This window comes from Nocardioides sp. (genome assembly GCF_025964975.1).
Lineage (GTDB): Bacteria > Actinomycetota > Actinomycetes > Propionibacteriales > Nocardioidaceae > Nocardioides.
Window position 1 is genome coordinate 1 of sequence record NZ_JAOPXV010000157.1, and the last position, 11,696, is coordinate 11,696.

Consider the following 11,696-nt stretch of genomic DNA (forward strand, 5'->3'; position numbering starts at 1 on the left):
TCCTTGAGCTGGACGAGGCTGAGACCGCAGTCGTCCTGGGCGTGCCCCGAGGCACCGTGAAGTCGCGACTGAGCCGTGGGCTCGATCGACTTCGCACCGAGCTCGCGGCAGTCTCACCCGACAAGGAGGCCGGCCATGTCTGAGTCGCTCGAGTCGAGCCTGCGTCAGCTGGCGCAGGACCTCCATGTCGAGGTCCCCGCCGACCTGGAGGCGGCCGTGCTGGCCCGCGTGGCGCGGGAGCCCACCCGGTCCCGGCCGCGGCGGACGGCCCGGTGGATCGCGGGCCTGTTCCTGACGATCCTGGGCGTCGGCGCCGTGGCGTCCCCCGTGGGGGCGTCCATCCTGGAGTGGTTCGGCTTCCATGGCGTCACCGTCGTCGAGGACCAGGCTCCTGCCACCGAGGAGCCCACCGTGCCGGCCGAGCTCGATGGCCTGAGCCTGCAACAGGCGGCCACCCTCGCCGGCTTCCCCCCGCTCGTCCCGGCCGTCCTGGGCGCCCCGGACGGCGTGACGGTCTCGGCGGACCGCCGGCTGGTGTCCCTGAGCTGGGGGAGTGGTGCCGACACCGTCCGGCTGGACCAGTTCCGCGGCACCATCGATCCGATGTTCCAGAAGATGGTGGACGTCGCGACCTTCGTGTCCATCCGCGCCGGAGACGCCCTGTGGCTGCCGACGCCTCACTACGTGAGCGTCGTCGCGGACGACGGGACGACGCACCGGCTTCCGCCGCGGTCAGCGGCTCCGACGCTGGTCTGGTCGCAGGGCAGCCTGACGTTGCGGCTCGAAGGGGACCACAGCCTCGAGCGCGCCACCGAGATCGCCGACTCGACCGGTTGAGGGAACCTGGACGACCGCGGCGGTGTATCTGGGGCACAGCTGTCCCGAGGAGGAGCCATGCGCAGATCATTCGCCATCGCCGTACTTGCCCTGTGGGCACTGGTCGGTCCACCAGGCCCGGCCCACGCGGGCGGACCCACCAGCGTCCTCATCAGCCAGCCGGGCACGGGCCAGGTGACCGGTCTCTACACGGGCACCGAGGAGTACGCCGAGCTCGAGGGGCTGCTCACCTCGAGCACGGAGGCCAGCGAGGACCCGCCCGGGTCCGGAGGCACCCGCTACACCATGACGTGGATGATCCACGACGTGTCACCGTGGCGCATCGACTCGGTGCACATCGCACCTGACGGCACGGCCTCGGTGTCCACCACGTTCGTCAACGACGCCGAGCCCGTGGGGGTGGCGACCTCCGAGTCCGCGTGGAGGGCGGTCACGGACGGCGAGCAGCTGGCGGCACTGCTGGACCGCCTGTTCGCCGAGTCACCTGTCGCGGCTGCGCCGCCGGTCTCCGAGGAGGTGCCGACAGCCGCGCCTGCGGTGCGTACTCCCGCGGAGACCCGCTGGTTCACCCTGACCGGGTGGCGGTGGGTCGTGCCCGGTGTCGTGACAGGCCTCGCGATCGGACTGCTCGCCTCGCGAGGCCAGGCGCCCACCGAGCCTCGTCGTGAGCTCCTCGACCGCCAGCCCGAGGCGACCCGGGTCTGAGCCGTCAGCGGCCGGCCGCGAGGAGCTCGTCGCGTCCGGGCAGCTTGACGCGGAGGCGTCCAGAGTCTTCGCCGAGATGGATCTCGTGCTGGTCGACGCGGAGCCAGTGCTCGAGGTCCGTCACGTCCACACCGCGGTCGGCGAGGAAGGCGTCGACGTCCCCGGGCTGACGGGACGTCGCCGTCGGGGTGGTCTCGGCGACCAGGTGCGCCACGGTCTCGGCGGCGTCGCTCTTCGTGTGCCCGATCAGGCCGACCGGCCCGCGCTTGACCCAGCCGGTGACGTAGGTGCCGGGGACCCGACGGCCGTCGAGGTCCACGACGCGGCCGCCCTCGTTGGGGACGACGGCGGCGCGGTCGTCGAAGGGCAGGTCGGAGATGGCCGAGCTGCGGTAGCCTACGGCGCGGTAGACGGCTTGGACGTCCCAGTTGGTCACGAGTCCGGTGCCCTCGACGGTGCCGTCGCCGACCAATCGGGTGCGCTCGGTACGGAGGGTCTCCACGCGACCATCGCCGGCGATCTCGACGGGCTGTTCCAGGAAGTGGAGGTGGATCCGGTGCGGCTTGCCCTCGGGCTCCCGGCCGACCCAGTTGGCCAAGGTGCTGAGCACCATCTTGGCCTGCTTGTTGCGGTTGAGGTGCTCCATGCTGGCCTCGTCGACCTCGAAGCCCTCGGGGTGGACGATCACGTCGACGTGGGGTGAGTGCGCCAGCTCGCGGAGCTCGAGCGGCGAGAACTTGGCGTAGGCCGGACCACGACGCGCGAAGACATGCACGTCCGTCGTCCGCTTCGCGACCAGTGCCTCGTGGACATGGGCAGGGATGTCGGTGCTGAGCATCTCGTCGCCGGTCTTGGCGAGCACGCGGGCGACGTCCAGCGCGACGTTGCCTGCCCCGAGGACGGCGACGTGTTCGGCCTCCAGCGGCCACGTGCGGGGGACGTCGGGGTGGGAGTCGTACCAGGAGACGAAGTCCGCGGCGCCGTACGACCCGGGCAGATGCTCGCCCGGGATGCCCAGGTCGCGATCCGACCTCGCGCCGGTCGCCACCACCACGGCGTCATAGAACTCGCGGAGCTCCTCGAGCTTGATGTCGACGCCCAGGTCGACGTTGCCCAGGAGCCGCACGTCTGGGTGGACCAGCACTCGCTGGAGGGCCTTGACGATCTCCTTGATCCGCGGGTGGTCGGGGGCTACGCCGTAGCGGACCAGGCCGAACGGGGCCGGCAGCCGTTCGAAGATGTCGACGGAGACCGCCGTCTCCGACTTGGTCAGCAGGTCGGCGGCGTAGATCCCGGCTGGTCCGGCGCCCACGATGGCCACGCGAAGAGTCATGGAGGAAGTCTGTCGATCGAAGCGTGGTCACAGAACGAGGTTGTGGTTGTGATGTCACAAGATTGGCTTGTGTCTGGCAGTCTTGTCCTGTGTTGGGACCCCACGTGCCGGAGCTCCGTGCCCTCGAGCTGTTGGTGGAGGTCGGCCGCACCGGCAGCCTGAGCGCCGCGGCCGAGACGTTGCACATCACGCAGCAGGCGGCGTCGTCCCGGATCCGCACGATGGAGTCGCTGGTCGGTGTGCCCCTGCTCGTGCGCACCCGGAGGGGCTCGGCGTTGACGGCGACGGGCGACCTGGTCGTCCAGTGGGCCGGACGGGTGCTCGAGGAAGCTGCCCAGCTCGACGCCGGGATCGCGGCGCTCCGCTCCGACCGTCGCGGACACCTGCGGATTGCCGCCAGCCTGACGATCGCCGAACACCTGCTCCCGGGGTGGCTGGTCGCCGTACGCGCCGAGCAGGCCCAGGCGGGGCACGTGCCCACCGACTTCACGATGACGGCGACGAACAGTGAGCGCGTGGTGGTGATGGTCAGTGCCGGGGAGGTCGAGCTGGGTTTCGTCGAGGGGCCGGACGCGCCCGCCGGTCTCCACCACCGTCTCGTCGGACGCGACGAGCTGGTGGTCGTGGTGGCTCGCGACCACGAGTGGGCGCACCGGTCACGGCGCCGGGTGGCGGCCAGCACGTTGGCTGCCACGCCGCTCGTCGTGCGCGAGACGGGCTCCGGCACCCGGACGGTCCTGGAGCGGGCGTTGGCGGGGCTGCCCGTTGCCGCCCCGGTGCTGGAGCTGTCGAGCACGGCTGCCGTGCGCGCAGCGGTCGTGGCGGGGGCCGGGCCGGCGGTGCTGGGCGCCCACGCCGTCCGCGACGACCTGGTGAACGGTCGGCTGGTGGCAGTCACCGTGACCGGGCTCGACCTGACGCGGAGGTTGAACGCGGTATGGCGCGACGGCACCCAGCCGCCGGCAGGACCGGCGCGTGAGCTGGTCGCGCGAGCCGTGCGCAGCCACCGCGAACGATGAAGCCCGAGATCAGGTCGCGGACAGGGGCGCCGGTGCGGCGGCAGCCCCGCTGAGCACCCGCGTGGCCAGCTCGGTGGTCGCAGCGACGCCCAGGAAGCCGACCACCCGGCGCACGCGGTCGACGTCGAGGGGGAACAGACCCACGGATCCCGGGACGTCGGGTGTCAGTCCGAGGTCGAGGTCGTCGCGGCCCGACATCATCGTGACGTTGAAGTCGTAGCGAGCCCGAGCCCCCGAGGCCATGAGCCGGCGTACGGCGGTGGCACCCAGTCGGCGTACGCCCGTCTCGGCAGCCCAGCCATCCAGCGCGGCGACGACCGACCGTCCGCCGTCGTGGTCGAGGTCGGCCCACACCGCATCCATGGAGCCGGCCACGTCGAGGAGGATCGCCGCCGTCTTCGCGCCGATCCCCTCGACCCCCGGCAGGTTGTCGCTCGCGTCACCGCGCAGGGCGGCGTAGGCGAGGTACTGGTCGGCGGAGACGCCGTACATGGCGTGCAACCGAGCGGGGGTGAGCAACGGCGAACCGTGGAGGCCACCGTCGATGAGACGCAGCACCCTGGTGTGGTCGCTGATGTGGGCGAAGGCGTCGCGGTCGGAGGTGATGATGACGCAGTTCCAGTCGTGTTCACGGGCCCAGCGGGCCGCCGATGCGTTGATGTCGTCGGCCTCGAGGCCTGCCGGGGTCAGAGCGGCCAGCCCGAGGGCGCCGAGCAGAGCACCCGCTCGATCGAGCTGGTCGACGAGGTCAGGATCCTTCTCCGCCCGACCCGCCTTGTAGTCGGGATAGAGCTCCCGGCGGATCGAGGCCGTGCGGTCGTCCAGACCGCAGACGAGTGCGTCGGGCCGGAACCCCTCGATCGCCTCGATGATCTGTCGCACCATGCCGTGCAAGGCCCACGCCGGTCGTCCCGAGCGGTCCAGTAGCCCGGACTGTGCACGCGCGTGGTGGTTGCGGTGCAGCAACGAGGGGGCGTCGACGACGAGCAGGAGCCTGCGCTCGGCGGCATCGGGTGTGGGCGGCGGCATGAGGATCGCGGTCATGCTAAGCCCTGGTCACTCCGGATGTTCCGGGTTGTCTGCGTCGGTGACGCGGCGCGGCAACCGGACCGTCACCCGGGTCCCGCGACCGGTGTCGGAGTCCACCGAGATGTTCCCTCCGTGGTTCTTCACGATCGAGGCCACGATGTGCAACCCGAGACCGGTCCCCTCGACGGCGTGCTCACGGGCGGCCGATCCTCGGAAGAACTTCGTGAACAGGCCGTGCTGCTCGTCGAGCGGGATGCCGATCCCCGTGTCGGAGACCTCGAGGACGACCTCGGTCCTGCTCTCACGGAGCCGGCACACCACGGTGCCGCCCTGCTCGCTGAACTTGATGGCGTTGCCGACCAGGTTGAGCACGACCCGCTCGAGGTGCGCCGCGTCTCCGGTGACGAAGAGCGGCTCCTCGGGCAGCACGAAGTCGACGATGATCCCTCGTCCAGCGCGCAGGCTGAGGATGACCTCCCGGGCCTGGGCCACGACCTCGCGCACGTCGATCACCTGTGTCTGCATCTGGTGCTCCATCGAGGCGAAGCCCGACAGGACGAGCAGGTCGTCGGTGAGCGAGCGCAGACGGACGGCGTTGCGGGCGATGGCATCGACGAACCCGGCCTGGCGTGGACTGAGGTCCGGGTCGTCCTGCAGCAGCTCGGCGTAGGCGGTGATGCTGGTCAGAGGGGTGCGGAGCTCATGACTCACCGTCGCCACGAAGTCGCTCTTGGTCTCGCTCGCGTCGCGGGTCTGGTCACCGCCGGAGCCCTGGGCGCTCAGCGACGCGAGCAGGAGGGAGTGGGTCAGCTGCTCGGTGCGGCTGCGCTGCAACCCGTGCAGCACGGACTCAGCGAGGTGCGGGCCGTCGTGCTGGCCCTTGACGAGGTAGTCCTGCGCACCCGCCGCGAGGGCCCACAACGCCAGGCTGCCGTCCACCCGGCCCGTCAGGACCATCAGGGTGACCTTCGGGTAGGCGTCGCGCACGGTACGGACGACCGTGCCCCCGTCCGCGTCGGGCAGGGTGAGGTCGGCCAGGATCAGGTCGTACTGCGCGGCTGCGAGGTGCTGAAGGGCGAGCTCGAGGCTGGTGGCCTCGTCGACCTTGGTGTGGGGGAACTCGTCCTCGAGCAGGGCCCGGATCAGTTCGCTGTCACTCTTCGAGTCCTCGATCAGCAGGAACCGCAGCCTGCTGTTGCGGTCGAGCACCACGGGGTCCGTCGTCCGGCCGGCCATGGTGCTCATTGCGGCAACCTGACGAGACCGAGCCAGAAGTTGTCGATGGACTGCACCACGTGGATGAACTGCTCGATCTCCACGGGCTTGGTCAGGAAGCAGTTGGCGCCCAGGTCGTAGGTCTTCTCGACGTCCGCCTCGGCCGACGACGTGGTCAGTACGGCGACGGGGATCCGACGCAGGGCCTCGTCCTTGCGCATGGCCGCCAGCACCTCGTGCCCGGTCATGCGAGGCAGGTTGAGGTCGAGGATCACCAGGTCGGGGGTGTCCCCGGGGCTGGCCCGCAGGTGCTCCAGCGCAGCGGCACCGTCGCGCACGACGGTGACGTCGTTGGCGACCTTGGCGTCTCGTAGCGCGTCCAGCGTCAGCTCGACGTCGGCGAGGCTGTCCTCGACGAGCAGGATTCGCATCAGCTGGGCGTTGTCAGCCATCACGCCGCCTCTCCGGGCACGGTGGGCAGGGTGATGCAGAACCGGCAACCGCCGAGGGGAGACTCCTCGACCCAGGCGGCGCCGTCCGACCGTTCGGCCACCTGCTGCACGATGGCCAGCCCGATCCCGGTGCCGGTGTAGGCCTCGCGTACGTGCAGTCTGGCGAACATCCCGAAGACGCGGTCGCGGTACTGCGGTTCGATCCCGATGCCGTTGTCATCGACGCACACCAGCACTCGCCCGTCCTCGATCCGACCAGTGACCTCGACCCGGAGCGGGACCTCCGGCCGACGGAACTTGTTGGCGTTGCCAATGAGGTTGTAGAGGACGGCGAGCACCGACGTCTCGTCGTACCAGACGTCGGGCACCTCCCCGACATGCACGCCGGTGAGCTGCAGCGAGGCTGCGACCTCGCGTGCGGCCTCGGCCGTCTTGATGACCCGACCGGGCGGGTCGACGAGGAGGTAGCGCGAGTACTCGAGCAGGTCGTCGATCAGGGTTCGCATCCGGTTGGAGCCGTCGACGACGTGGGCGATGTAGCCGAGGCCACGCTCGTCGAGCTCGTTGGCGTAGCGCTTCTCCAACAGCTGGACGAAACCGGTCATGGCTCGCAGCGGCTCGGACAGGTCGTGGGAGGCGACGAAGGCGAACTGCTCGAGATCGCGGTTCGACCGGGCCAGGGCAACGTTCTGCTTCTCCTGCGTCCGTCGAGCGTCCTCCAGCTCGGCGGTCAGCTGCACCCGGTCGGTGACGTCCTGCACGCTGGTCGCCAGACCGGCGATCTCGCCTCCTCGGTCCCGCAGCGGGGAGACGGTCAGGGAGACAGCGATGTGGCGCCCGTCCGGGCGGAGGTGCCAGGTGTCGAAGCGGTCCACCCGCTCGCCGGACAGCGCCAGCTCGTGCACCGACTGCAGCTGGAGTGAGGTCTCCTCGGGCAACAGCTCCGCGGTGGGGCGTCCCACCATCTCCTCCGCTGCGCATCCGTAGATCCGCTCAGCGGCCGCGTTCCAGCTTGTGATGATGCCGGCCCGGTCCTCGCTGAAGATGGCGTCGCCTGAGACCTCGACGATCTGGCTGAGGAGCCCGGGGTCACGCGCGAACGGGGCTGCACGCGACGAAGCGGCAGCCTCGGGGACGGCGGAGGTGTCAGCGCTCATCTGGCCCCGATCTGAGGTAGTCCGACCCCGAGGGGGCGAGGACAGTCGGGAGATGACGGGGCGCCCGAGCGTGTCACCTTGTTCCGCTGCTGCTCATGAGGCTAGCCCTCCACAGTCCCAGGGGCTCGAAATCTCCATATCCCCTCGCCACCTGGCGACCGATGGCGTGGATGCAGGCACGGCACCGACCGGAATGGTCTAGTCAGCGGCCCTCTTGTGGTGAACCTGCGCGCGGGGTGAAGATCGGTGGAGAGGGCTCGGGGCCCGTCGGGTCGCGACCGATCAGCGAGGAGGACGTGCCATGTCCACGACTGCGACGAACACCCCAGGACACCCACCTCCGCCGAGCGGATCGCCGCGGATGTCGGCCAAGGGGATGGCGGTGTGGGGACTCGTCGCACTGGCCGGCGCGGTTTGCTGGACCGTGTTGGCCCTCTCGCGCGGTGAGGAGGTCTCGGCGCTGTGGATTCTGTTCGCGGCCTTGTCCTCCTATGCCATCGCCTACCGCTTCTATGCCCGGTTCATCGCCTACCGGGTGCTGGGAGTCGATGACAGCCGGGCCACGCCCGCGGAGCGGTTCGACAACGGCCGCGACTTCGACGTCACCCACCGACACGTGCTCTTCGGACACCACTTTGCTGCGATCGCCGGCGCGGGTCCGCTGATCGGTCCGGTTCTGGCAGCCCAGATGGGCTACCTCCCCGGGACGGTCTGGATCATCGTCGGCGTCATCTTTGCGGGCGCCGTGCAGGACATGGTGGTGCTCTTCTTCTCGATGCGCCGCGATGGCAAGAGCCTGGGCCAGATGGTGCGCGAGGAGATCGGGGTCGTCGGCGGCATCGCCGCCCTGATCGCGGTGTTCGCCATCATGATCATCATCCTCGCTGTGCTTGCGCTGGTGGTGGTCAACGCCCTGTCCGAGTCGCCCTGGGGAGTCTTCTCCATCACCCTGACCGTTCCCATCGCCTTGTTCATGGGCTTCTACCTACGACACCTGCGTCCGGGGCGCGTCTCGGAGGTCACCGCCATCGGCGTGGGGCTGCTGCTGCTCGCGATCATCGGCGGGGGGTACGTCGACCAGCTGGGCCTGGCCGAGGCCCTGACCCTGTCGAAGGAGCAGCTGACGATCGGTCTGATCATCTATGGTTTCGTCGCCTCCATCCTGCCGGTCTGGATGCTGCTCACACCACGTGACTACCTGTCGACCTTCATGAAGATCGGCGTGATCCTGCTGCTCGCTGTCGGGCTGGTGCTCGCCAAGCCGTCCCTGCAGAACGAGGCGGTCACCGAGTTCGCCCTCGAGGGCACCGGGCCGGTGTTCGCCGGCAAGCTCTTCCCCTTCGTCTTCATCACCATCGCCTGCGGCGCGCTGTCCGGGTTCCATGCGCTCATCGCCTCGGGCACCACCCCGAAGATGGTCGCCAAGGAGAGCCAGGTCCGCATGATCGGCTACGGCGGCATGCTGATGGAGTCGTTCGTCGCCATCAGCGCCCTCATCGCCGCGTCGGTCATCGATCCCGGCCTCTACTTCGCGTTCAACAGTCCCGCCGGCGCCACGGGGGCCGAAGCAGGCGCCGCGGCGGAGTTCATCGCTGGGCTGGGCTTCACCGTCACCCCCGACCAGCTGACCGCTGCGGCCGCGGCGGTGGAGGAGGAGACGCTCATCTCTCGTACCGGTGGTGCGCCGACGTTGGCATACGGGATGTCCCAGATCTTCAGCCAAGCATTCGGCGGCGGACTTGCGGCCTTCTGGTACCACTTCGCCATCATGTTCGAGGCGCTGTTCATCCTGACCGCTGTGGACGCGGGCACCCGGGTGGGTCGCTTCATGCTCCAGGACACCATCGGCAACTTCTGGCCGAAGTACGCCGACCTCTCCTGGAAGCCGGCGTCGTGGTCGGCGAGTGCGATCGTCGTCGGGCTCTGGGGCTACATGCTCTACGTCGGGGTCACCGACCCGCTGGGCGGCATCAACCAGCTGTTCCCGCTGTTCGGCATCGCCAACCAGCTCCTCGCCGCCATCGCGCTGACGCTCTGCGTGACGCTGCTGATCAAGCACGGGAAGGTGAAGTGGGCGTGGGTGCCCGGCGTCGGACTCGTCTGGGACCTCGTCACCACCATGACGGCCAGCTACCAGAAGGTCTTCTCCCACAACCCGAAGATCGGCTACTTCACCCAGCGGTCCACCTACGCCGATGCCCTGGACAAGGGCGAGCTGCTGGCGCCTGCGACCAGCGTCAAGCAGATGGAGCAGGTGGTCTTCAACTCGACGGTGAACGGCACCCTGCAGTCACTGTTCGCGCTCCTCGTGCTGGTGGTGGTGATCAACGCGTTCTTCATCTGGTTCAAGGCTGTGCGAGCCGGAGGGTTGCCAACCACGGAGGTGCCGTGGCAGGAGTCGCACATCGTCGCGCCGTCCGACTTCCTCGCTACGGCCGAGGAGAAGGAGGCGCAGCGAGAATGGGAGAGCGGCCAGCGAGGCGTCGAGGTCGGTGGGTCGCGATGACGGCGGTCCCGCACGTCGCCCGCGCACTGCGCTGGTACGTCCGGCAGCTCACCGGGGAGTCCAAGTGGGACGACTATGTCGCCGAGTGCTCGGCGTTCGGAGATCCGCCCATGTCCCGGCGCGAGTTCGAGCGCCGCCGCGATCACGAGCGGGAGCACTCGGCGAGCGCACGCTGCTGCTGATCGACCTCGGCGCGAGCTCGGTGATCCCAGCGCGCGGCTGGTCCGATCAGCGTCTGTGACACCGGTCGCGCGGTGTCGCATGCTTTGCCTGCGACAAGCCCTGCGAGTTGGCTACGCTCGCTGCAGGTGCCGGGCGGAGACCAGGAAGTTGGCCATGGAGCGACTGGGGCGTCAGAGGCTCTCCTCGGCCTGCCTCGCCGTAGGTGTGGTGGCACTGGTCGTCTATCTGCTCTCGCCCCGGGACAGCCCCGTCCAGCTGGTCGCTTGGTTCGTCCCGATGGTGACCGCCATCTGGGTGACCGGAGCCCGGTGCAGGCGAGCCACGGGCGAGGGAAAGCTGCCCCTTCGGATCCTGTTCGGTGCGGTGCTGGCCTACGTGCTCCTGCTGGCCGCGTGGTACCTCGGTCCCGTCGTGTTCGGGCTGGAGCTTCCCTTCCCGTCGGTGCTCGATCTGGGTTTCTTCATCGACTACGCGGTGTTTGCCTTCCTGCTCGTGCTCGTGCTGCGCCTCGGGCCGATCGGCCGCGAGGTCGAGGCGCGAGTGGCGGTGATCGACGCCCTGATCCTCACGACCGCCCTGTGTGCGATCTTGTGGGTGGGGGTCGTGGTGCCCAGCCTGCACGCCGAGGCGTCCACCCCTGCCACGGTCGTGGCCCTGCTCTATCCCGCGTTCAACCTCGTGTTGTGCGGGCTCGGAGTCCGGCTGGTCCTGGATCGGCTCTCGCAGTCCGGCCTCGCCGGCTTCCTCCTGCTCGGGTGGCTGGCAGCGCAGGTCGCTGGCGACGTGGTGTACGGCATCCAGAGCGCGGCCGAAACGTTCGAGTACGGGAGCCCCGTGTTCGTGACGTGGATGATCGCCTACAGCTGCCTCGCAGCGATGGTCGCCCATCCCTCGGCGTCCTCGCTCCTCGGGCAGCAGGACGCCGTTGCCGAATCGACCGGTGCGCCGTCGGGTCGCAGCGGCGTACGCCGTGCTCGGCTGGTGCTGCTCTACCTGGCCGCCGTGGTCCCCCTGGTGATGGCGGCCTTCAGCAACACCCGGTCGAACGTCCTGCTGGCGTTGGCGGCCGGTGGTTTCGCGCTGGTCATCTGGCGCCTTGCACTGCTTGCCGGCGACCTGCGCGAGCAGCAACGGTTGGCAGACGAGCTCGAGCTCAAGGGACACGAGCTCCTGCAGGCCAACGATGACCTGCGTGACGCGGGGGAGGCGCGATCGGTGTTCCTGGCCACCATGAGCCATGAGATCCGGACGCCGCTCAAC

Annotated in this window: 12 protein-coding genes; 7 read left to right on the forward strand and 5 right to left on the reverse strand. The window is 69.4% G+C overall.

The genetic code is table 11. The features are described 5' to 3' along the window. Positions 1-8: 8 nt before the first annotated feature. Genes JWN68_RS12095 through JWN68_RS12105 form a run of 3 tightly spaced genes read left to right on the forward strand, consistent with a single transcriptional unit; the run spans position 9 to position 1,542 of the window. Positions 9-143, forward strand: a complete 135-nt coding sequence (locus tag JWN68_RS12095) for a sigma factor-like helix-turn-helix DNA-binding protein (RefSeq protein ID WP_297739119.1) — start codon at positions 9-11, stop codon at positions 141-143. Then, positions 136-837 (forward strand): hypothetical protein, encoded by a 702-nt coding sequence (locus JWN68_RS12100; RefSeq protein WP_297739084.1) that lies wholly within the window; start codon positions 136-138, stop codon positions 835-837. Before JWN68_RS12095 ends, JWN68_RS12100 begins: the two co-directional genes overlap by 8 nt. Positions 838-894: 57 nt before the next feature. Further along, complete coding sequence (locus JWN68_RS12105) at positions 895-1,542, forward strand: hypothetical protein (RefSeq protein WP_297739087.1); 648 nt, start codon at positions 895-897, stop codon at positions 1,540-1,542. A 4-nt stretch (positions 1,543-1,546) separates the two neighbouring features. On the opposite strand, the gene JWN68_RS12110 is transcribed toward JWN68_RS12105, so the two are convergent. Continuing rightward, positions 1,547-2,875, reverse strand: a complete 1,329-nt coding sequence (locus tag JWN68_RS12110; RefSeq protein ID WP_297739090.1) for an FAD-dependent oxidoreductase — start codon at positions 2,873-2,875, stop codon at positions 1,547-1,549. Between the two features lie 89 nt (positions 2,876-2,964). On the opposite strand from JWN68_RS12110, the gene JWN68_RS12115 reads away from it, so the two are divergent. Further along, positions 2,965-3,894: a LysR family transcriptional regulator gene (locus JWN68_RS12115; protein WP_297739093.1), complete on the forward strand. Its 930-nt coding sequence runs from the start codon at positions 2,965-2,967 to the stop codon at positions 3,892-3,894. Positions 3,895-3,903: 9 nt separating this feature from the next. Here JWN68_RS12115 and JWN68_RS12120 read toward each other — a convergent pair whose 3' ends face one another. Genes JWN68_RS12120 through JWN68_RS12135 form a run of 4 tightly spaced genes read right to left on the reverse strand, consistent with a single transcriptional unit; the run spans position 3,904 to position 7,747 of the window. Continuing rightward, positions 3,904-4,938 (reverse strand): 5'-3' exonuclease H3TH domain-containing protein, encoded by a 1,035-nt coding sequence (locus JWN68_RS12120; protein ID WP_297739096.1) that lies wholly within the window; start codon positions 4,936-4,938, stop codon positions 3,904-3,906. 12 nt (positions 4,939-4,950) lie between these two features. Next, positions 4,951-6,168, reverse strand: a complete 1,218-nt coding sequence (locus JWN68_RS12125) for a hybrid sensor histidine kinase/response regulator (RefSeq protein WP_297739101.1) — start codon at positions 6,166-6,168, stop codon at positions 4,951-4,953. Next, positions 6,165-6,590 (reverse strand): response regulator, encoded by a 426-nt coding sequence (locus JWN68_RS12130; protein ID WP_297739104.1) that lies wholly within the window; start codon positions 6,588-6,590, stop codon positions 6,165-6,167. The genes JWN68_RS12125 and JWN68_RS12130 overlap by 4 nt, the downstream gene beginning before the upstream one ends. Beyond that, positions 6,590-7,747 carry a PAS domain-containing sensor histidine kinase gene (locus JWN68_RS12135; protein ID WP_297739107.1) on the reverse strand — a complete coding sequence of 386 codons (1,158 nt, stop codon included), beginning with the start codon at positions 7,745-7,747 and terminating at the stop codon, positions 6,590-6,592. The genes JWN68_RS12130 and JWN68_RS12135 overlap by 1 nt, the downstream gene beginning before the upstream one ends. Positions 7,748-8,048: 301 nt before the next feature. On the opposite strand from JWN68_RS12135, the gene JWN68_RS12140 reads away from it, so the two are divergent. From JWN68_RS12140 to JWN68_RS12150, 3 genes are all read left to right on the forward strand, one after another. Next, positions 8,049-10,253 (forward strand): carbon starvation CstA family protein, encoded by a 2,205-nt coding sequence (locus JWN68_RS12140; RefSeq protein ID WP_297739110.1) that lies wholly within the window; start codon positions 8,049-8,051, stop codon positions 10,251-10,253. Next, a complete protein-coding gene (locus JWN68_RS12145) occupies positions 10,250-10,435 on the forward strand; it encodes a YbdD/YjiX family protein (RefSeq protein ID WP_297739113.1) in 186 nt (61 codons plus the stop codon). The genes JWN68_RS12140 and JWN68_RS12145 overlap by 4 nt, the downstream gene beginning before the upstream one ends. Before the next feature lie 154 nt (positions 10,436-10,589). Then, positions 10,590-11,696, forward strand: a 1,107-nt coding sequence (locus JWN68_RS12150; RefSeq protein ID WP_297739116.1) for a hypothetical protein, incomplete at its 3' end; no start/stop codon positions are given.